This window comes from Streptomyces sp. WP-1, from assembly GCF_030450125.1.
GTDB classification, from domain to species: Bacteria; Actinomycetota; Actinomycetes; order Streptomycetales; family Streptomycetaceae; genus Streptomyces; species Streptomyces incarnatus.
In genome coordinates this window covers 1,265,296-1,286,772 of record NZ_CP123923.1, presented here as the reverse complement: position 1 = coordinate 1,286,772, position 21,477 = coordinate 1,265,296, and the positions used below count along the sequence as shown (strand labels likewise).

At 70.4% G+C, this 21,477-nt stretch carries 16 protein-coding genes; 7 read left to right on the top strand and 9 right to left on the bottom strand.

The genetic code is table 11. The features are described from left to right. The first annotated feature begins 118 nt into the window (after positions 1-118). Entirely contained in the window at positions 119-280 is a 162-nt protein-coding gene (locus QHG49_RS05305; RefSeq protein ID WP_093680146.1) for a hydrophobic protein, read from the top strand. Between the two features lie 135 nt (positions 281-415). Here the strand turns inward: QHG49_RS05305 and QHG49_RS05300 are convergent, their stop codons facing one another. The 5 genes from QHG49_RS05300 to QHG49_RS05280 form a co-directional block, all read right to left on the bottom strand. Further along, positions 416-820, bottom strand: a complete 405-nt coding sequence (locus QHG49_RS05300; RefSeq protein ID WP_301487409.1) for a hypothetical protein — start codon at positions 818-820, stop codon at positions 416-418. Positions 821-912: 92 nt separating this feature from the next. Beyond that, positions 913-2,898, bottom strand: coding sequence for a methyltransferase domain-containing protein (locus QHG49_RS05295; RefSeq protein ID WP_301487407.1), 1,986 nt, complete (start codon positions 2,896-2,898; stop codon positions 913-915). A gap of 13 nt (positions 2,899-2,911) precedes the next feature. Further along, positions 2,912-4,096: a cytochrome P450 gene (locus QHG49_RS05290; protein ID WP_201300714.1), complete on the bottom strand. Its 1,185-nt coding sequence runs from the start codon at positions 4,094-4,096 to the stop codon at positions 2,912-2,914. 34 nt (positions 4,097-4,130) lie between these two features. Continuing rightward, a complete protein-coding gene (locus QHG49_RS05285) occupies positions 4,131-5,054 on the bottom strand; it encodes a cyclopropane-fatty-acyl-phospholipid synthase family protein (RefSeq protein ID WP_301487403.1) in 924 nt (307 codons plus the stop codon). Positions 5,055-5,601: 547 nt separating this feature from the next. Beyond that, positions 5,602-5,895 carry a hypothetical protein gene (locus QHG49_RS05280; RefSeq protein WP_159706721.1) on the bottom strand — a complete coding sequence of 98 codons (294 nt, stop codon included), beginning with the start codon at positions 5,893-5,895 and terminating at the stop codon, positions 5,602-5,604. 1,490 nt (positions 5,896-7,385) lie between these two features. Between QHG49_RS05280 and QHG49_RS05275 the strand changes: the two genes are divergently transcribed. Continuing rightward, on the top strand, positions 7,386-7,868 hold the full coding sequence (locus tag QHG49_RS05275; protein WP_301487399.1) for a ricin-type beta-trefoil lectin domain protein: 483 nt from the start codon (positions 7,386-7,388) through the stop codon (positions 7,866-7,868). 765 nt (positions 7,869-8,633) lie between these two features. Here the strand turns inward: QHG49_RS05275 and QHG49_RS05270 are convergent. The 4 genes from QHG49_RS05270 to QHG49_RS05255 all read right to left on the bottom strand — a co-directional run bounded on the left by QHG49_RS05270 (position 8,634) and on the right by QHG49_RS05255 (position 14,173). Then, positions 8,634-9,626 (bottom strand): AraC family transcriptional regulator, encoded by a 993-nt coding sequence (locus tag QHG49_RS05270; RefSeq protein ID WP_301487398.1) that lies wholly within the window; start codon positions 9,624-9,626, stop codon positions 8,634-8,636. A gap of 637 nt (positions 9,627-10,263) precedes the next feature. Then, positions 10,264-10,620, bottom strand: a complete 357-nt coding sequence (locus QHG49_RS05265) for a PRC-barrel domain-containing protein (RefSeq protein ID WP_159706727.1) — start codon at positions 10,618-10,620, stop codon at positions 10,264-10,266. Positions 10,621-10,811: 191 nt separating this feature from the next. Beyond that, a complete protein-coding gene (locus tag QHG49_RS05260; protein WP_301487396.1) occupies positions 10,812-12,575 on the bottom strand; it encodes a thiamine pyrophosphate-dependent enzyme in 1,764 nt (587 codons plus the stop codon). Between the two features lie 14 nt (positions 12,576-12,589). Continuing rightward, positions 12,590-14,173, bottom strand: a complete 1,584-nt coding sequence (locus QHG49_RS05255; protein ID WP_301492704.1) for an FMN-binding glutamate synthase family protein — start codon at positions 14,171-14,173, stop codon at positions 12,590-12,592. 316 nt (positions 14,174-14,489) lie between these two features. Here QHG49_RS05255 and QHG49_RS05250 point away from each other — a divergent pair, with 316 nt between their 5' ends. From QHG49_RS05250 to QHG49_RS05230, 5 genes are all read left to right on the top strand, one after another. Then, positions 14,490-14,909: an ATP-binding protein gene (locus QHG49_RS05250; RefSeq protein WP_370530426.1), complete on the top strand. Its 420-nt coding sequence runs from the start codon at positions 14,490-14,492 to the stop codon at positions 14,907-14,909. Between the two features lie 452 nt (positions 14,910-15,361). Beyond that, a complete protein-coding gene (locus tag QHG49_RS05245; protein WP_301487394.1) occupies positions 15,362-16,702 on the top strand; it encodes a hydrolase in 1,341 nt (446 codons plus the stop codon). A gap of 369 nt (positions 16,703-17,071) precedes the next feature. Next, positions 17,072-19,324, top strand: coding sequence for a cache and HAMP domain-containing protein (locus tag QHG49_RS05240; RefSeq protein WP_301487392.1), 2,253 nt, complete (start codon positions 17,072-17,074; stop codon positions 19,322-19,324). A 14-nt stretch (positions 19,325-19,338) separates the two neighbouring features. Beyond that, complete coding sequence (gene pgsB / locus QHG49_RS05235) at positions 19,339-20,970, top strand: poly-gamma-glutamate synthase PgsB (RefSeq protein ID WP_301487389.1); 1,632 nt, start codon at positions 19,339-19,341, stop codon at positions 20,968-20,970. Next, positions 20,971-21,453, top strand: coding sequence for a poly-gamma-glutamate biosynthesis protein PgsC/CapC (locus tag QHG49_RS05230; RefSeq protein WP_145487297.1), 483 nt, complete (start codon positions 20,971-20,973; stop codon positions 21,451-21,453). The last annotated feature ends 24 nt before the right edge of the window (positions 21,454-21,477 follow it).

Genomic DNA, 21,477 nt, shown 5'->3' with positions numbered 1-21,477 from the left:
GCAGACCCGTGTCACTGCGACGGTCAACCTCGTGGGCGACCGGATGTAGTAATGCGGTCGGTAACCCGGGATTGGAGGGGGAGATGCCGGGCACAAGGTGGCCCGGAGGTTGATAATCATGGTTCCCCTGCTTCTCGTTCTTCTGCTCGCTCTGATCCTCTTCGGTGCCGGATTCGCACTCAAGGCCCTGTGGTGGATCGCCGTCATCGTGCTCGTCGTGTGGCTCGTCGGGTTCGTGGCCCGGCCCAAGGGCGGCAGCGCGCGCTGGTATCGCTGGTAAAGCCGACTGCCGACTGCCGACAGTCGGTAGGAGCATCACTGCGGGCCCCACCCCCACCCGGGGGCGGGGCCCGCGGATGCATGTCGTGGATCGGAAGCCGTTACCGGCTGACCCGGACGCCGCCAACGGTTCACGTCAAATGTTTTCGCAGGGCTCCTGTGAAATACACGAACGCGGGTAGAGGGATACGCATGCCGGGGCGGCTGCCGTGAGCGCACGGGAACCGCGCACCTCCAGACACGTCAGCCGTCCCGGTCTCACGTCGCCGTTCGAACGACTTCTTGAGACGGCCCGGAAAAAGCACGGCATGACCGCCCCGGCCACCGGCGGCAGCATCCGCGCCCGGTTGACGCCATCCTCGCCGCAGCCGTCCCCGAACTCGCCGGGCGGGTCCAGGCTGCCGGCTTCGACGAGGACACCGGCCGCCGGGACGTCGTTTCCCGACGTCCCGGCCGTCGGCACGAAGCTGCGCTGGAGCGCCCCGAAGCTCATCGCCGCGATCAACTGGCGGTGCCGGAGGCGAACGTGCGCGCCCTGCACGTCCTGGCGCCCGCGCCGTGAAGGCCGGCCCCGCCGCGGCGGCCGCCGCCCCGGGCCCCGCACCGGCCCGGCGTGAGCACTCGTCGGCGCCTTCAGGAATCGAAGGGTCGGTGTCGTCGCTCCTGGTCGGCGATGGAGGCCGGAGTGCGGTACGGCTCGATCGTCAGGTCGCCGGAGTCGAAGCGGGATCCGGAAAAGCCCAGCCCCTGGTAGCGCTTGCTCACTCGATGGAACTCGCAGATTCCGGTGTGCAGGTGCACGATCTCCGGTACGTAACGCCGCACGGCGGCGTGCTCGCCCAGCGCCGACCCGAGAATTCGATCGCGGATCCCGACAAGGTGGCGCTGCAGCACCTCGCACCTGCCCGCGAGCGCGTCGACGGCCTCCTGCAGATCCAGGTGCTCGTCGCGCATGACGAGCCAGACCGCGTTGAGGGGATCCCGTTCGGCCGCCTCCTTGCGCAGGGAGTAGAGATCACCGAACAGGACCGTGAGGTCGAAAGCCGTGTCCCGCAGCGCCGTGAGGTCCGGATGCCCGGCCGGTCCGCCGCTCATGTCGATGCCGAGGGCGTATTCGGTCAAGGCGGCCATCCAGTCGAGAAAGAAGTCGACTCGGCGCAATACCAGGTACTGATCGAGACTGAGCGCGTCCACCTGGCGTGCCGGCCGGGCGGCCAGGTTCTCGATCTGTTTCCGGACGGCCGCGACGAGCCGCGCCCCGGCCGCCGGGCGGACATCGGCCAGCACGGAAGCGAGCACCTCGGAGAACAGCTTCGCCAAAGGGGCTCCGGCGCGCGGCGCGGCGCCGTCGAGCACGTTCAGGTGGTCCTCGCGCAGCACGGCACACTGGTCGTCGTTGTCCAGCACGTCCGGCCGTGCGAATTCGTCGTCGAGCATGGCGATGTGTTCCAGGGCGCGCTGGAGGTGGAAGATCCGGTCGCCCTCGGCATGCGGCCAGCAGAGGCTGGCGAGAACGGGAACCCGGTGTGCGGCGAAGGCGGCGACCGCCCCGGCGTTCCCGTAGTGCGCTTCGAGGTACGGCTGGTCCGCGATCCGGGTGCGGCGCTCGGCCTCGTCGCCGCCGGGGTGCCGCAGGACCGGAAGCGTCAACTCGACCGGGGGCAGGTGCACCGTGGTGCCGAAGGACGGCATGACCGCCCTGGTCCGGCGCGACTGATCGGACCTGGTCGCGGGTCCGAGCGTGGCGATCAGGCTGGAGACGGCGACCTGGCCGGTGCGCAGTGCGGAGCTCCAGTTCCGGGCGTGGTCGGCGAGTTCGGCGAAGACCCTGGGGCGATCCGCGCCGGGATAGTGCCGCGCCACGTTCGCACCTATGTCGGTCAGCCAGCGGATAGAGTCGCCGACCGAGGGAAGCTGCCGCAGGTCGCGGAGCACGAAGCCGTGACGGTCGAGCGCTCGGGTGAGGTCGGTGACGGTCTTGCGGTGTCCGCTGGCGAGCCGGTCGTCCGGATCGGGTATCGCGGAGCGGTACCGATCGAGATCGGCGTAGGTGTGCTCGGAAATCACCACCGTGCCGCCCGGGCTCATCCGGCGCGCGAGGCCGGCGAGGGTCTCCTCCAGGATCTCCGGGCTGAGGTGGACGATGGCGCCGCGCAGGAGGACCAGGTCGTAGTGCTCGCCGGGGTCGGGCAGCCGGTCGACGTCCCGCGCAGCGCACAGGTACAGGTTGACCCGGCCGGCCAAGCCGGCCCGAGCGAGCCGCCGGGCCGCGTGGTCCAGCTGCGGCCGGCTGACGTTGACGATGTCGAGCCGCGGGCAGTTTGGGAACCGGGTGGCGAGGTACGAGGTCGCCGTGCCCCAGCCGGGGCCGAGTTCGAGAACGCGACGGGGAGGCTCGATCCCGGCGAGGTCGAGCTGGATCTCGAAGTGCCGCGCACCTGCCTCGTCGAGGCTCGTCCCCCGGTCGTAGACGCCGAACTGGAACCACATCGCCTCCCCGATGACCGGCCGCCACCGGTCCGGCGGGTCTTGGTAGACGCGTTCGACGGCGGCCTGGTAGGGATCCGGGGTCGGCCCGCTGATCGGGACGACCGGGATCGCGGCGGGCGTGTCCTGCACGGTGGTGCTCCCTTCAGGTCGCGAGGGTGACCGGGAGGTGGTTCAGCCCGCGGAAGACGGTGGTGGTGTGCCAGTCCAGCCGGTCGGGAGGGACCGCCAGGCGCAGTGCGGGCAGCACGGTGAGGGCCACCTCGGCTTCGAGCAGGGCGAGCGGGGCGCCGAGGCAGCGGTGGATGCCGTGCCCGAAGGAGAGGTGCCCGCCGCCGGTCCTGGTGATGTCGAGCCGGTCCGGGTCGGGGAACCGCCGCGGATCCCGGTTGGCCGGCCCGAGCCCCGCGAGGACGACTTCGCCCGCCGGGACGGTGACGTGGCCGAGCTGGACCGGCACGGTGGTGAACCGGTGTGTCGCCAGGTACACCGGGCTCTCGTAGCGGAGGAGTTCGTGCACCGCGCCGGGGACGAGCCCGGCGTCGGTCCGGATCAGGTCGTACTGCTGGGGGTGGGTCAGCAGGCACAACGTGCCGTTGCCGATCAGATTCGCCGTGGTTTCGTGGCCGGCGACCAGTAACGCGTAGGCCATGGCGACCAGTTCGGTTCTGGTGAGCCGTTCCCCGTCGCCGGGAGCGTTGACGAGCGCGGCCAGCAGATCGTCGGTGCCCTCGCCGCGCTTGGCACGGACGATCCGGGAGAGAACCTCGGCCATTTTGTTGGCCGCGGCGGTGTGGGCCGTGGTTCCGGAAGCGGCCGACCGCAACCGGGACCACGCCGCCCGGAAACCCGGCCGGTCCTCGTTCGGCACGCCGAGCAGCTCGCAGATGACCGTGAACGGCAGCGGAACCGCGAAGTCCGCGATGAGGTCTGCCGGGCCGTCGGCCCGGCGCATGCGGTGAACGAGGCGCTCGGCGACGCTTTCGATGCGCGGGCGCAGCGCCGCGACCCTCGCCGTGGTGAACGCACTGACGATCAGCCGACGCAGCCGGGTGTGCTCCGGCGGATCGGTGAACGCGATCATCCGGTCGATCTCGTGCACCGTTCCCGGCCGCTTGAGGGCTGCCCGGAGGCCGTCGGCGTCCTTGCCCATCGTCGGATCGTCGAGCACCGCCCGCGTGTCCTGGTACCCCGTGGTGATCCACAGGCCGGTGCCGTCGGGCGTGAGCACCTTGTGCGCGGGGGCCCGTGCGCGTAAGGCCGCCAGGGGCCGGTACGGATCACGGGCGAAGTCGTCGCCGAAGATCGGCGGAGAGTTCCGGTCCCCCACGTGAGAAGCCACCACCTTCCGTGGGAGCATCGGTTCAGCGTTCGTCCCGGCGTGCGACCACGCTGTAGGCGGAGACCTGATCGGTCAGCAGGGCCACGGACATGTTCAGGGCGGTGACCCGTAGATCCTCCAGCGCCCCGGTGACGCCGTCGGGAAACCAGGTCTCGATGTTGCTGCGGGTTTCGAGAAACCAGTGCGCCACGTCGGTGTTGGAGGGCAGCACCCGCATGTCCTCGATCGTGAAGCCCGCGCCCTCGATGGTGCCGGCGAAGTACGCCGGGCTCTTGCGATTGCCGCAGGCCAGCCGGTCTACCTCGTCGGGGATCGCGGACTCGTAGCCCTCCGGGGACTTGAACAGTGTGTCCGAGATGACCAGCAGTCCGCCGGGAGCGGTCCGGCGGGCCAGCGCGGCCAGGCATGTCTCGTAGGTGTCGCGCGGGAAGTGGGTGAAGACCCCACGGGCGACGACCAGGTCGTAAGGGTGGCCCCGGTCGGAGATCAGGTCCACGTCCCGGCCATTGCACAGGTAGAGCCGGGTACGGTCGGTGAGCCGGTGGCCGGCCAGGTACCGGGCGCAGTAGTCGAGTTGCTGGGGGCTGATGTTGATGCCGTCGATCAGCGGGCACTCGGGGAACCGGTCGGCGAGGTCCCGCATGATGTAACCCCAGCCGCACCCGAGGTCGAGAATCCGGCGCAGCGGGGGACGGCTGGTTGCCGTGAGCCCGGCCAGTTCGAGCTGTCGTTCGAAGAACCGTATGCCGGCTTCGTCGAGCGACACGGGGCGAGGGGAATCCGGGTGGTTGTAGACGCCCCACTCGAAGAGCAGGTGTTCGCCGAGCACCTTGTGCCAGTCCGCCGGGTCGTCCTCGTAGGTGCGGACGACCTTCTCCTCGTAGGGATCAAGCACACCGCCTCGGACGACGCTGTATTCCGGAGTCGTCTTACTCTTTCCGTCCATGGGCACTCCGCCGCGGAAAAGCGGGACAGGCGGTCACCGCACTTCTCGTATGTCCTCGTTGCCTGCCGCGGCCGGTATCGGTGTTCTCTCCGTCGGCTTGAATGCGCGCTGATCGATCTGGCCGCCTTCATCATTTTCTGGCGAGGCCGTGGTGATGAAATCTTGAGCCCGACCATGGGTCAGGTCCGGGCCGATGCGGGCCTGAGGGCCCGGAGTTACCGGTGATCTCGGGACGTCCCGGCCTCCGGATGCACGATGAGTCGGGGTCGTCATGCGACAACTCGGAGTGTAATCCCGCACGTTGCCGGATGCCAGCACTCCGGCCACCCGGAAAGCAAGGGGAACCAGCGGGAAATTCACGGACGTCGAAGCGTTGGTCCGGCGTACCAGGTGGCTCCGCACTCCGGGCAGCGAGACCGGGGCCGGGGGAGCCGTCGTCCTTCCAGCAGGGCCTTGTGCACCTCGATGGCGGCGAGGCGGGCCCGCTGCCGTACGCCAGGCTCGCGTACGGCAGCGGGCCGAGCAGTACTGCCGTGAGTGTCGGCTCCTAGTAGAAGGCGACCGACCAGGCGTGCGGCACCGTACGGACGTAGGTCGGCAGCAGAATGTCGACGAGGTCCTTGCAGGCCAGGTCCGAGTACACGTAGGCGATGCTGTCGGTGGCGTTGACGATCGTGGCGGGGTCGCCCGGCCAGTTGCTCGCGTGGCAGCCGGTGGGGTTCTCCCAGCGGCCACCGTTGAAGATCAGAACTCCGTTCGCGGCCGAGGCCGACTGAGTCGCACCGAGCGTGAGCGCAACACTCGCGCCGAGTACTCCGAGTGTGGTGGCAAGACGCCGCATGCACATCTCCCTTGATCCGAACCCTCGGTGCCGCCCCGCGCCAGAGCGGCGGGACGGCACCTGGACGATCCGAGCCTGCCGGGCACCCCGTCCGCGCCGCCACAATATCCAGGTACTTCGGGACGCTGGAACACGGAAGCACCCGTTGACCAGGGCAGCCGCAAGCAGCCTGGAACGCGGGCTGGAACGCCTGAGCGCTCCACCAGCCCCCATGCACGGCTCCACGGACGATCACATTGAAGGAAACCGCCCCTCAACCGGACCGCCCTGCGCTCGCGGGACTTGGACCTGGACCTCGGTTACATCCCGTGGGGGGGCAGGCATGAGGGGCAGCGTGGTGTCCGGCGTCGACCCGAGCCCGGATCGCGCTGGCGGCCGCGTTGGAGGCGGCTCGCACCGACGGCGGCGGCCAGAAAGCAAAGGCGAAGCCGCGGCTGATCCGTACGGTGTCGCCGGGACGGGCATGAGCCAATGGGCCTCGAAGCCGCGATCGGCGCGCTGGTCACCGAGCGCGCATGTGAGCTTCCGGCGGCGGCATCCTCGCCGACTTCGAGGCCATCCTTCGACAGTCGTCCTGTCGCACGTGGTCCCCTGGATGGCGTCTTTGGTCCCTGGCTCGACGACCTCCCGGTCCTTACCGTCTAGAAGTGCGGCTCTCCTCGGGAGAAGAGCCGACGCCTGAAGGCCGATGAACTCTGAAGGAGAACAAGTGGATTTGAAGGCCGCCCGCGTGACGTCATGAGCAACGCTCGCAGCCGTCCTGCCGATGGCCCGGAGGGCGCGCTCCTGGCGCCATTTCCGCAAGGCCAGAAAGCGCGGCCTGGTCCGGCGGCAAAGCGAGGCGATCTGCATATGCCACGGTCCAGAACATCCGATCAACCGTCACAGAATCGGACACACGGCGCTACGCCCGGGGCCGTGGGCATGCTGCGGGCCGATCCGGCCGTAATCGGGCTCGATCGCCTCCGCCTCGGCGGTCTCTCCCCCCGATCGCTTTGGACCAACCGCGCCACTGGCCGCTGTCTGTCGTGGACTGACCCATCCACGAGCGGCTTCTACCTCGGTACGCAGCCGGACTCACCATGGTGCGTCAACAACTACAACAACATTTTCTGGGACGATTCACAGAACAACGTATAGGCCCAGACCCGTGCCTTCTGGACGGAGAAGCCCACGGGAAACAGCCGTGAGTGCTTGGCCGCGAATGGGCAGGGCCAGGCATACATGGAGCCCTGTATCACTCCGCACGCGAACTGGAATGGGCAGTGGCAGGAGTGCTGGGTCGGAAACGGATTCAACCTCGTCAACCGCTGGTCGAGCCAGTGCCTCGACGCTAACAGTTCCGGGCGGGTTTAGACACTCCCGTGCAACGGTGCTCAGTACCAGGTTTGGTACTGAGCCCGGACCAACTGGTCGGGGCTGGGTAGGCATGACCCGGTCGGATTTCTGGTCGGGCGTCGTTCAAATTGAAGAATACGGGGAGAACTTACATGTCGAAGAAGCGCATAGGCCGTGCGGTCATGACGGTGGCGGCCGTACCTGCCCTCGTTCTGGCGGTCTCTACGTCCGCGCACGCTGACTCCAGGGTCAGTTGGCAGGATGCCGCCACGGGCGGCTGCCTCCGAACGTATTCCTATGACTATCACACGGTCGACACGGATGCCGGCGCGGGCCTTAACTGCTTCACCGGTAACAATCAGAACACCAACTGGATCGACTCGCAGAGCAACCTGGAGAATCCCGACGGCGCCTGGACCGAGAAGTCGGGGGGCAGATGCCTCACCGCCTATGGAAACTCCGTCTACATCGAGTCCTGCGGTACCGCTAACTACTACGAGCAGTGGTACGAGAAGTGGAACGGTAAAACATGGAATCTGGTGAACCGGCAAAGCGGCTACTGCCTGGACAGCAATTCCAGCGGTAACGTCTACGCCCAGCCGTGCAACGGCGGAAATTACCAGAACTGGAAATAAAATCAGGCAGGTGAGACTCTCGCGGCGGATTCAAGGTCCTGGAAATCGGCAATCCGTGCTCGTTGCGGGCGGTCTGCCGCTCCATCACTTCGGCGATGGCCGGGCCCCCGGGGGGGCCGGGTGGACTCGGCCGTTTCCTGGGTCACCCGGCGCTGGGGGACTTCCCGAGGGATGCGGCCGGGCCGTGCTCGACGCGGCGGCTCGGACCGGGCGTTTTCAACAAGTGGACCGACAAGGCCAACGGCGACTTCACCTGCTACGCGGAGTCCAATCCCAGCGACCCCACCGCCGCCAACATCAACAACTCGAACATCGAGGGCTGGCCGACTACTCAACTCGACCGCGGGGACAGGGATGTGGGACCCTGCCGACCACAACTTCCACCTGCGCAATTCGCGCACCACCGGCCCGAACGAGAAGGACTTCGTCTTCGGGGGCGCCGGGACGAGGCCGGTCCCGGGTGACTCGGACGGCATCGGCACCGACGGCGTCGGCATGTACGACTGCGCGAACCACATCGTCTGCCTCCGTGACAGCACCACCGCCTCGGCAAAGACTGCACCATCAGCTACGGCACCCCGGCGACGGGGACGGCCGGTAAAGCAGGGCACCCGACCCCTCAGGCGTACCCGCACTACTCACAGACGCCATCGGAATCGCGCTCTGCGTCACCGCCCACGACCTCCCGTCATCGGCTGACCGTGCCCCGGCTGACGGCCGCCCGCACTTGCGGGCCGACCGCCAGGTCGAGGGCAGGCCGGCTGGTCAACCGCTGGATGACGACGAGTTCGTGCCGCGCAGAGCGGAGGGGGTGGTGCCGTACCAGCGGTGTACAGCGCGCCGCAGGGAGCGTCCGTCTTTGTAGCCGGTACGGGCGGCTATCGCGTCGACACCGTAGTCGGTCTTCTGGAGCAGGTGTGTGATCTGCGTGCGGCGCAGAGCTTCGAGCTCCGTGTTCCAGGTGGTCCCGTGATCTTCGAGGCGGCGCTGGAGGGTGCGGGTGCTGATGGTCATGCGTTGTGCGACGGCGGCCAGGGTCGGGGCTCCCTCGGCGTGGGCAAAGGACAGGGTCCTACGGAACAGGTGCAGCCAGTCGTACAGGGGGGTGGCGGTGGTGAGTTGCTGCTCGGCCACCTGCCGCAGGACGCGAGGCAGACCGGGCTGGGTGAGCGGGTTGGGGGTTTCGAGGTCGGAGGCCAGGAAGGTGAGCGAGCTGGCGGGGGCTTCGAAGTCGATGGCGCGGGTGCCGTAGAGCTCGGTCAGGGTGTCGTGCCGGCGGGGCGCCTGCGTGGTGAGGGTGACGCGGAGGGGGATGACGGGGCGTCCTGCGGCCTGGCTCAGGCGCTGCCGGTACAGGCCGAGTGCGAAGCCGCGGATGGCGCAGGCCGCCTGGTTCGCCAGGTCGGCGTGGTTGAGGTGGCCGATGGTGACATGGTCGCCGTCTTCGGTGACGGTGAGCGTCTCGGTGGCTGGGTCGGCGACCACGGCGAACGAGGCAGCGGCGTCCTTGATGCCTTCCAGCGGCGTGGCCGCGCAGGTGATCAGGTAGTCCCACACCCCGAGGGCACCGACGGTCGACTGTTGCGCCAGCAGCTGGGAGACGTCCGTCCAGGGCGCGTGCGCCACTGTGAGTTCCGCGATGCGGTTGATGGTGGCGGCCGGGGGACGGCACAGGTCGTCACCGAGGTGCTCGGGGGCCAGACCCAGCAGGTGTCCGAACTCGCCGCGGGGCAAACCGACGCGGTGTGCGACGTTCACACTGAGGCGGGTCAGCGCCGCAGAGGCCGTTCCCTGATGGGCTGGCAATGATGTGGACACGACCAGCCATCATAGCCAGGGGAGTCGATGCACCCTCGCAGCGGTGGGATCTCGGTGGCGGGTGGCACGCACGGCCCCCCGGGCGGCACGCACGGCCCCTCGGGCGGCGCGCGGTCCCTGGTCGGGTGTGCTGGCGCTGCTTAGCGGTCGATTCCCGAAACCATTCGGGGGTTGCCGAAGCGGTAGGTGCCGTGCCAGAGGGCCGGGAGGATACCCGGGCGTGCGGCGGGGATCCCATGTGTGGGCGCCAGGACCTCCTCGGGGGTGCGGGCGCGGGGGCCCTGCCCAGACCGGGCTGGGCGGCGGGCGGCGTGGGGCGGCGGTGACGCGCCGCCCCACGCCCCCCGCCGCCCACCGCGCCGGCATCGGCACCGGACCCCGGGCGGAGTCCTCAGATCACGAACTTGTCCGGGGCGAACCCCTCCATCCGCGGCGAACCCGTCCGGGGCGGCCCCGTCTGGCTGGGGCGGGCCCGTCGCTCTGCCGCTCGACGGCGACGAAGGCCGTGCGGTGGACCGCAGGTCGCGGGGATCAGCGACCGTGCGGGCGAAGTACGGTGCGACGGGCGCCGGACGGGTCAGTGCCCGGGGCCGCCGGCTCCGTAGTAGCCACTGATCTGGTCCCGGTAGGCGGGGTCGCCCAGGTGCTTGTCCTTGTCGAACTCCGGCGCGCTCTTGATCTGCTCCTTGGAGCGGGCGACACTGACGGTCCTCGCCTCGTGGTCGATGAGGGTGATCGTCGCGGCCGGGAGCAGGACCTCCTTGCCGAAGATCCACACACCGGTGTCGACGACGATGTACTGCGATCCGACGTCGTTGGAGTGCTTGTCGACCTTGCCGATGTGTCCGTCCGTGGCCTCCACCGTGTAGCCGGTGAGATCGGCGTCAGGGGTGTGGCCGGCCGTCGGTGTGTAGTCCCACATGTTCTCGGTCATGCCTGTCCTCCGCGGATGCTTGTCGAGGGATGCCCGCGCATCCCGGTTTCCCTCTCGGGAAGCTCCGTCTGTCCGTGAAGCGGATCGGCAAACGCCTGATGCCGCCATCCGGGGTATGCCTGCGCCGGGGCTGCCGTCGGCGAGACCCTCAACGGTCGCCGACGGCTTTCCCTGCGGGAGACCTGAAGCGCTCAGTGCCCGCCGCCGTCCCCGTGGCTCCGTACGACCTCCTTCACTTTGGCCACCGCGAACCCCCAGCCCTGCTCGACGGTCGGCTTGGCCGGAACGGCGATCTCGTCGGGGTTGGTCAGGACGTCGAGCAGCACCGGCCCCGAGGTGCTGAACGCCCGGCGCACCGCGGCGTCCAGGTCGCCCGGGTCGGTCACGCGGATACCGGTGATGCCCATGGCCTCGGCGACGGCGGCGAAGTCGGGATTGTCGAGGACGGTGCCGAACTCGGGCAGGCCGACCTGCTCCTGTTCGAGCTTCACCATGCCCAGCCGACGATTGTCGAAGACGACCAGCTTGACCGGGAGCCGGTAGGTCTTCAGGGTCATGAGGTCGCCGAGCAGCATGCTCAGTCCGCCGTCGCCGCAGAAGGCCACGACCTGCCGTTCGCGGTCCAGGATCTGTGCGCCGAGCGCCTGCGGCATGGCGTTGGCCATCGAGCCGAGGTTGTAGGAGCCGATGAGGCGGCGTTCGCCACGCATCTCGACGAAGCGGGAGAGCCACACCGTGGCCATGCCGGTGTCGGAGGTGAAGACGGCGTCGTCGGCGGCGACCCGGTCGACCACGGCGGCGAGCGCCTCGGGGCGGATGTCGTGGCTGCGGTTGTCCAGCGCGGACCGGATCCGGCCCACGACGCCCTTGTCGTGACCGGGGTCGGCGAGCCGGGCCTGGCCGGCGCGCCATTGGTCGAAACGCTTGCGCGCCTTCTCCAGGTGGGAGCGGTCGCGGGCGCCGTCGGAGCCGGCCGGCGGGGTGTCGAGGCGCTCCAGCAGGTCCCGTACGGTGGCGCCGGTGTCGCCGACGAGTCCGATGTCGACCGGCACCCGGCGTCCGATGTGCGTGGCCTCGGTGTCGACCTGGATCACCTTGCGGCCCTCGGGATACCAGTCCCGGTAGGGGAAGTCGGTGCCGAGCAGGAGCAGGGTGTCCGCGTCCTGGAGGGCGGAGGCGGCGGCGGGGTTGCCGATCAGGCCGGTCTGGCCGACCTGGAAGGGGTTGGTGTCGCCCTCGAAACCGGCCTTGGCCTTCAGCGTGAGCACCATCGGCGCGGCCAGCCGGTCGGCGAGGGCGAGGACGTCGGCGCGGGCGGCGCGGGCGCCCTGTCCGACGAGCATCGTGATCCGCTCGGAGCCGTCGAGGAGTTCGGCGGCGTGGCGGACGGCCTCGTCGTCGGGACGGCTCAACGGGGGGTTCAGGGAGAACCGGGCGGGGCGGTCGGCGGTCAGCTCCCGCTCGCCCAGGTCACCCGGCACGGTGAGGACGGCGACGCCCTTGCGGCCCAGCGCGGTACGCACCGCCGTCTCCAGCATCTGCGGCAGCTGGTCGGGCGAGGTGATGGTGGCGCGGAAGACGGCCACGTCGCTGAAGAGGGCGTCGTTGTCGACCTCCTGGAAGTAGTCGCTGCCGAGTTCGGCGAGCGGTACCTGGCCGGCGATGGCGAGGACCGGGGCGTGGCTCTTGGCGGCGTCGTACAGCCCGTTGAGGAGGTGGACGGAACCGGGTCCGACGGTGCCCATGCACACGCCGAGGGTTCCGGTGAGCTGGGACTGGGCGCTCGCGGCGAAGGCCGCCGCCTCCTCGTGCCGGCAGCCCACCCATTCCAGGTTCTCGGTTTCGCGGATGGCGTCGGTCACGGGATTGAGGGCGTCTCCCACGACGCCGAACACCTGGCGCACACCGAGTTCGCTCAGCGCGTCCACGATGACGCGGGCAACGGTACGGGACATGTGGATCCTCCGGATCAGACGGTGAAACGGTCGGGGTCGGCGGCCTGCCAGTCGGCCGCCCAGGACTGTGGTGGCTCGGCGAGCAGTTGCCCGGGTTCGAGCCACTCGTACAGTTCTTCGTAGGAGCGTTCGGTGTGGGGGTCGATGCGGCGGTGGAGCATGTGGGGGCGCAGGTCGGCGGGATGGGTGACGCCCATGGAGGCCATGAGTTGCATCGCGCTGGCCACGGTCGCTTCCTGGAAGCGGTGGACGCGTGGGGCCTTGTCGGTGACGTCCAGGGCGCGGGCGCGGTGGGGGTCCTGGGTGGTGATGCCGGTGGGGCAGGTGTTGGTGTGGCAGCGCTGTGCCTGGATGCAGCCGACGGCGAACATCATCGCCCGGGCGGCGTTGGCGTAATCGGCGCCCTGGACCATGCGTTTGAGGAGATCGCTGCCGGTGGCGACCTTGCCGCTCGCCCCGATCCTGATCCGGTCGCGCAGGCCCGCCCCCACGAGGGCGTTGTGCACCGTGAGCAGGCCCTCGGTGAGCGGGGTGCCCATATGGTCGGCGAACTCCAGCGGTGCCGCGCCCGTTCCGCCTTCCGCGCCGTCCACCACGATGAAGTCGGGTGCGGTGCCCTCCTCCAGCATGGCCCTGCACACCGCGAGGAACTGCCGGCGTGAGCCCACGCACAGCTTGAACCCGGCGGGTTTGCCACCGGACAGCTCACGCATGCGGGCGATGAAGCGGACGAGTTCGCGCGGGGTGGAGAACACCCGGTGGTACGGCGGGGAGACGACCGTACGCCCCTCGGGCACGCCCCGGACCCGGGCGATCTCCGCGTTCACCTTGGCCCCCGGCAGCACGCCCCCGATGCCGGGCTTCGCCCCCTGGGACAGCTTCAGGGACACGCACCTGACCTGGTCGTGCGCCGCCTTCTCTGCGAACTGCGCCGCGTCGAAGTCCCCGTCCCGGGTACGGCAGCCGAAGTACCCGGTACCGATCTCCCACACCAGGTCGCCCCCCGGACGCAGGTGGTACTCCGACAGCCCGCCCTCACCGGTGTCCTGGGCGAAACCCCCCGCCGCGGCACCACCGCCCAGCGCCAGGACCGCGTTGGCCGACAACGAACCGAAACTCATCGCCGACACGTTCAGCAGCGCCATCTCGTACGGCCGACCGCAGTCCGGCCCGCCGATCCGCACCCGCGGCGGGGTCGTCGGCACCGGGCACGGCGCCATCGACGGCACCAGGAACTCATGACCCGGCCGGTACACATCGCGCTCGGTACCGAACGGCTCCTCCGCGTCCGTACCCTTGGCACGCTCGTAGACGATGCTGCGCACATCCCGGTCGAAGGGGCGCCCGTCGAAGTTCCGCTCGATGAAGTACTGCTGGAGCTCCGGGCGCAGACGCTCCAAGAGAAAGCGGGCATGGCCCAGAACGGGATAGTTGCGCAGCACCGAATGCCGGCGCTGCACCAGATCCCACCCGCCCAGCACGCCCAGGAACATCAGCGGAAGGGCCGCGAACCACCAGTAGGGCGACCTTCCGACGGCCACCGCGGCGCTCGCGATCGCGGCGGTCAGAGTCAGGAAGACGATCAGAATGCGTGTCACCATTGGCGCATTGCCCGATGACCGGCCTCCATGCGCCCTGACCTCCCAAGAACACGTCTTGGACGTCATCACGGGCGGTCTCGGCGACGCGGGTGGTGTCGGCCTTTTCGAGATCGGCGACCACGCCGATGACCTCGCGGCTGTGGCGGCGTGGTCGAGCATGCGTTGTGGGGTTCCGGCTCGGGTCTGGCAGGCACGGCCGACGGGTGACGGTCGTGCTGACGCGGGCTGGTGTCCTGCACCGCTGCAATGGCCCGATGGGCGTGGTCCCAAACCGGTCAAGCCATCCGTGCCCGTCCCCGGGGGCCCTTATCCGGTGCCGCAGCAATCAACGAGGCTTCGGGAGATCCATGCCGAGCTGACCAGGAAGGGCTACGGCCGTGTGCTGGCGGCCCCCGCAGCCGCCGCCCGGCGCTTGGTTCGTACCGCCTGTGCTGTCTGGGGGCTGGACGCATTGGCCGAGGACAGGGCGCTGATCGTGTCCGAGCTGGTGGCGGATGCTGTGCAGCACGCCCGGCGGGAGTCCACCCGGGTCGTCATCGACCGCCCCGGCACCGCGCGGGTGCGTGTCGGTGTCGCGGACCTCTCCCAGGTGCGGCCGGTGGAGCGCGAGGCGGACGACAGCGAAGAGGGTGGGCGCGGCCTGCTCCTCGTGGCGGCGCTGGCCGCCGACTGGGGTGCGGATGAGCGGCGCCGGGGCAAGATCGTGCGGGCGGACCTGGAGGGGCGCGGGTGACCACGGGAGAGACCCCGGCCGGTGGCTTGTGGCGCTGACCTGGACGTCTCCGAACCGCCTGGATCTCACGGACCCGGTGTGCGGAAAGTGCCGCGCCGACGGCCGTGGTCTTGTGGGTGCCCGGGTGCCCGGGTGCCCGGGTGCCCGGGTGCAGGCGTCAGGTGTGGGCGGAGCCCGGCGGGACCTACCGGGCCGTCGCTCCCGTACAGGCGGACGGTGCTCGTCGAGGAGGCATCCTCGGCGGGCTGATCGGGAACGGCAACGGCTCCGGGGACCGGCGGCCCGCGGCACCGGTCTCACGGTTCACGGCGCGGGAGCCGTCCTCGTCGCGCGCCCAGGGCCTGGGCGTGTGGACCCAGGGAGGGTGCGGCGGTTCCGCGTACAGGGAACGGCGATACGGTGTGCGGCAGTCGATCGCCTGTTCCGCGATCGCTGAGCCACTAGGGGGTTCCATGAAATTCCGCCACCCTCGCCGCCGTCGCAGAGTGATCGCCGGGGCGGTCGGTACGGCGAGCGCGCTCGCCGTCGTCCTGGGCGCGGGGACGCCGCCGGCGATGGCCGCCGGGGCGACGCACGGCAAGGACGTGGCCGGCGCGGCCGCGCCCGACGGCAAGGCGCCCTGGGCGCCGGAGAACGACGAGCCGTCGACGCGGCACAAGGCGCTCGCACCGTCGGCCACGCCGCGCGGCTCGATACGGGCGTCCGGGCTCAAGCTCAGCGTTCCCGCGCCGTCCGGGAGTCACAGCGTGGGCATGGTCGGGCTGCACCTGGTCGACAAGTCCCGCACCGACCCGTACGTGCCCGGCAAGAAGCCCCGCGAGCTGATGATCTCGCTCTTCTACCCGACCTCCGCGCCGTCGGGGCACTACCAGGCGCCGTGGATGTCGTCGCTCTCGGGCGCCCACTTCCTCGCCTCGCGCGGCCTGTCACCGCAGCAGGTGACGCTGCCGACGACCGCCGGGCACGTCCTCGCGCCGGTCGACACCAAGCTCGGCAAGCTGCCCGTCCTGCTGTACTCGACCGGGCTGCACTCCGACCGGGCGCAGGGCACCGCGCTCGTCCAGGACCTCGCCAGCCGCGGCTACCTCGTCGTCACCGTCGACCACACCCACGACGCCAACGAGGTGCAGTTCCCGGGCAACCGGGTCGAGGTCAACACGATGCCGTCCACCGCGCACTCCTCCGACACCCTCAACGTGCGCGCGGCCGACATCAAGTACGTCATCGACCAGCTCGGCGTGCTCAGCAAGGGCGGCAACCCGGACGCCGGGCACGCCACGCTGCCCACCGGGCTGACGAAGGCCGTCGACATGTCCCACATCGGCATGTTCGGCTGGTCGCTGGGCGGCGCGGCGGTCGACACCGCCATGCAGCTCGACCACCGGATCGCGGCGGGTGCCAACCTGGACGGCCAGTTCTTCGGCTCGGCCCCGAGCAAGAACCTGGACCGCCCGTTCCTGCTCTTCAGCTCCGGCACCCACAACCGCAGCAACGACAGTTCCTGGCGCACGCTCTGGTCGCACCTCAAGGGCTACCGGCTGGACATCCAGCTCCATGGCGCGGCGCACCTGTCGTTCAGCGACAACGAGTGGATGGTGCGTCAGGAGGCGCCCCTGCTCGGGCTCTCCCAGTCCCAGCTGCAGCAGCAGTACGGCACGATCGACCCGAAACGCGCGTTCACGGTGCAGAGCACCTATCTCGCGGCCTTCTTCGACCAGGAGCTGCGGCACAAGTCCCAGTCTCTGCTGAACGGGCCGAGCAAGACGTACCCGGAGATCTCGTTCGTCCGCTGACCGCCGGGCGGCCCCGGGCCGCGACCAGGTGGTACGAGGAGGGGCTGACCGCTTTGCCCGGGTCGGCCCCTCTTCTTCTGCCGCTTCTCCCGCCGCCGGGTCCCGGCCGGTACCGCGCGCGGCCGACGGCCGGTTCCGTCACCGTCGGCACCCGGTCACCCCCGGCGTTCGGCCGGAACACCCCCACTCGTACGAGACCGGGACGAAACCGTGATGGACATGCCATCACTCGGCACTAGAGTGTTCGTTCGCACCATCGAACGCTCATGCGCTCGGCCTCAGAGAGGAACCCCTGCCCTGCCCACCGAGTCCCGGGCGCCACGCCGACACCGTATCCGCCGCCGCGCCGATATGCCGCTCCTCGGCGGAGTGCGCCCACCCATAGCCTCGCTCGTCCTGCTGCTCCTCGTGGTCGCCGCCCTGACCGTGGCCGGTCTCGGCGCGATACACGCCGAGCGGGTGCCGTCGGCCGTGCTCACGGCCGAACAGCGGATCGCCGCGGACACCGCGCTGTCGGTGCGCACCTCGATCGACGTCGAGGCGAACACCGTACGGCGGAGCGCCGACACCTACACCCCGACCCGTACCACCTCCGCGCCCGCGAGCGCGCTCAAGGAGCTGACGTCCGGGAGGAAGGCCGTCCTCGGCGGCGCGCTGCTCGACGCGCGCACCGGTAAGCCGCTGGCCTCCGGCGGCAAACCCGTGCCGCTGGCCGGCCTGGACGCGGCCGAGCTGTCGTCCGCGCACGGCCCCCTCCCGCCCCGGCTGGTGACCTCCGAGGGCCCGGCGCGGCTGCTGTACTTCGCCCGGGTGACCCTGCCCGCGCAGGCGGAGGACGCCAACCAGGACCAGAACCAGGCGGACACCACCGAGCGGCGGTGGCTGCTGGTGGTCTCCGAGGCACTGCCCGCCGTCGCGGCGCACGGCCAGGGCGGCACCGCCCGGATCCTGGACGCCAAGGGCGACACGCTCGGCAGCGCGGCCCACGCCGCCGCGGCGCCGGCCGGGACCGACGACGGACTGTCCGCGTCGGTGTCCCGGGCGGCGAGCGCGTCGGCACCGGACACCGACGCCTCGGGCAGCCTGCTGGGCGCCACCACCGGCGACCGGCGCACCGTGGGCGGCTGGGCGCAGGTCGCCTCCGCGACCGGGCCCGGTGACACCGACGACCTCGGGCTGGTGGTCCTCACCTCCCGCCCGGTGCCCGTCCAGGCAGCCGCCGTCGACTACTCGGGCTTCGCGCTCAGGGCCGCGGCGGCACTCGCCGGGCTCGCCGTCCTGCTCGGGCTCGGGCTGTACCTCCTCGTCCAGCGGCCGCTGCTGCGGCTGTACCTGTCCGCGGGCCGGCTGGCCCGGGGCGCGTCCGAGAACGGGCCGGCCGCGTGGGCGGAGCTGGACCGGCCGGTCCCGGTGCACGGCTTCGGGGAACTGGCGCGCATCGGACGGGCACTGGAGTCGCTGCGCGGGCAACTGCGCGGTGACAGCGGCCCGCAGGAGTTCCCCGCCCGCCGTACCCCGGGTTACCGGGCGCTGGCCGTGGTCGGTGTGCTGCTGGTGGCCTGCTGGTCGGTGCCGATGATCTTCCTGCTGAACCGGGCCGACACCGCGACCGCCGTTCCCGCCCCGGTCCTCTCCGGTCAGCAGGTGCGCACCGAGATCGCGGCGAACCGGGTCCGGCAGTCGCTCGACGAGTCGTACAGCGCGCTGAGCGATGTGGCCGCCCGGCTGGCGGGACAGAGCCGGGGCGCGCAGAGCGAGGCGCTGCGCAAGACCCTGGACGAGCACAAGCAGTACCGCTCGCTGTATCTGCTGGACCGCTCCGGCGCCATCACGCTGCGGGTGGGCGACAGCCCGCTGCGCACCCTGGTGCACGTGCCCCAGGGCGGCGGGGTCACCACCGTCAACGACTCCGGCCGGATACCGGCCATCGCCGCCTACGCGCAGGTCCGGGCCGCCCGGGGCAAGACCCCGGCGGACGGGGTGGTCCTCTTCGGCGAGATCGACGTCAAGACCCTCAACTCGGTGCTGGACAGGCCGGATCTGGGCAGTGTCTGGGTGACCGACGAGAACGGCAAGGTGCTGGCGGCCAGCGTGGGGTACCGCGCCTTCCAGGCGTTGCCCGAGCCGGGCCTGTCCCGTCTCGCCCGCGGCGCGCAGAGCGCCCCGGGCACGGTGGGGGCCGCGACCTCGGCGGTGCTCGCCTCGTCCTCCGGGCCCTCGGTCGACGCCGCCGCACCGCTCGCGCAGAGTGGCCCGACGGCCCACCTCGGCTGGCGGGTGGTCACCGCGGAGCCCGCGGCGGCCCTGCGGCTGCCCGCCGTACAGGCCCAGCAGCGCACCATGCTCGCGGGCATCCTCGCCCTCGCCCTGGGCACCGCCTGCCTGGGCTGGCTGCACGTCGTGGTGATCCGGCCGCTGCGCGCGGTCGCCCGGCTCATCGAACAGCTCGCGGCCGGCGACCGTCGTACCGTGCTCCACCCCGTCAACCACGACGAGGTCGGCTCGGTCACCCGCGGCCTGGAGCTGATCCGCCAGGCACTGGCGGAGCGCGGCCGGGCGGGCCGGTCCGGACCCACCGCGGGCCTTCCCGGGCCGCGGCGCGAGAACTCACTCCAGCGGTAGAAAGACGATTCGGCGTGCTCTTCCTCTATGTCATCGTCCTGCTGTGCTGCTGCGCACTGTGGGTCGCCGGGATCCTCGAACAGAAACGGCACTTCGCCTCGCTGGAGCAGATACCGACGCGGGTGCTGGTCAACGGCATCCGCGGCAAGTCCTCCATCACCCGGCTGTGCGCGGGCGCGCTGCGCGGCGGGGGTCTGGTGACCGTGGCCAAGACCACGGGCACCGCGGCCCGGTTCATCCACCCGGACGCCACCGAGGAGCCGGTGTACCGCAAGTTCGGGCTGTCCAACATCGTGGAGCAGATCGGCATCGTGCGGCGGGCGGCGACCTACCGGCCGGACGCGCTGGTGATCGAGTGCATGGCGGTGATGCCCGCGCTGCAGGAGATCAACCAGGAGAAGCTGATCCGCTCCACCATCGGCGTGCTGTGCAACGTCCGTGAGGACCACCTGGAGGAGATGGGCCCGACGCTGGACGACGTGGCGCGCTCGCTGTCCCGCTCGATGCCGGTCGGGGGAGTGTGCGTGACCGCGGAGAAGGACCGGCTGCACATCCTCCAGGAGGAGGCCGACAAGCGGAACTGCCGTCTGGTGTCGGTCGACCCGGAGTCGGTGAGCGACGACGAGCTGCGTGGCTTCAGCTGGTTCACCTTCAAGGAGAACGTGGCGATCGCGCTCGCCGTCGCCGAACTCTGCGGGGTGGAGCGGCAGACCGCGTTGCAGGGCATGTGGGACGCGCCGCCCGACCCGGGTGTGCTGTCGGTGGAGCGCTATGTCACCCCCGACGGCAAGCGGCTGCGGTTCGCCAACGTCTTCGCGGCGAACGACCCCGAGTCGACGCTGATGAACGTCAAGCAGCTGCAGGACCTGGGCGCGATCAAGCATCCGGTGAACGTGGTCATCAACTGCCGCCCGGACCGGGTGGAGCGCAACGGCCAGATGGGCGCGATCGTCTCCGACCTCGCCGCCGGGACGGTCTTCCTGATCGGCCATCCGACCAAGAGCGCCCGCGACACCATCCCGGGCGGTTTCGCCGGGCGGGTGGTGGACCTCGGCGGCGACCGCCGGGACCCCGAGGAGCTGACCGCGGCGATCCTCGCCGAACTCGGCCCGGCTTCCTCGCTGGTGGCGATCGGCAACATCCACGGCCAGGGTGAGCTGTTCCTCGAATGCCTGGCCGAACTGCCGCTGGACGAGTCCGAGGAGGAGCCCTCCGCCGTACCCGCCGACGGGGCGGGCGCCACCGGCGACGGCCTCGACCAGGAGACCATCCAGATCGCGATGCCCCGGCGGATGGCGGTGTCCCCGCCGCCCGCCCCGGAGCCGTTCAGCTGGGTGGCACCGCTGGAGACACCGGCGTACGGCTTCCACGTCCCCGGTCAGCGGGAGCTGTCCCGCCGGCTCGCCGCCCGCCACGAACGGCTCGACCGGCACGACCGCCACGACGGCCACAGCGGGCACGGCGACGGCCACAGCGGGCACGGCGACGGGCACGACGGACACCGCGGTCACGGCGGCGGTCCCCACCGGCAGGAGCCGCATGACCGGCCCGACGGCTACGACCGGCAGGACCGGCCCCGTGCCGAGTGGCCCGAGGACGGCCCGCACCACCCCTACGAATCCCACCAGTTGCCGAGGAACCCGTAAGTGATCCCCGCTCACCTCACCGCACAGACCGCCGCGCTCGGGATCGCCCTCGGGCTGATCTTCTCGCTCGTCTGCTACCTCACCACCAACCTTTCCCCCGGTGGCATGATCACCCCCGGCTGGATCGCGCTCACGCTCGTCACCGATGTGCAGATGGCCGCGCTGATGGTGGGTGTCGCCGCGCTCACCTTCTTCATGACGAAGCTGCTGCAGCGCACGGTGATCCTCTACGGCAAGCGGCTGTTCGCCGCCGTGGTGCTGTGCGCCGTACTGATGCAGACCACCGTGATGCTCGCCCTCAACCACGAGTTCCCCCTGCTGTACACGTCGCAGACGCTGGGCTTCATCGTCCCCGGCCTGGTCTCCTACCAGATGGTCCGCCAGCCGCTGGCGCCCACGCTGATCTCGACCACGGCGGTGACGCTGGCCACGTACGTGGTGCTGGTCGCCGGACTCCTGCTCGGCGCCCTGCCCGTCGGCTGATCCGCCCGCCCCTGTCACCCCGCA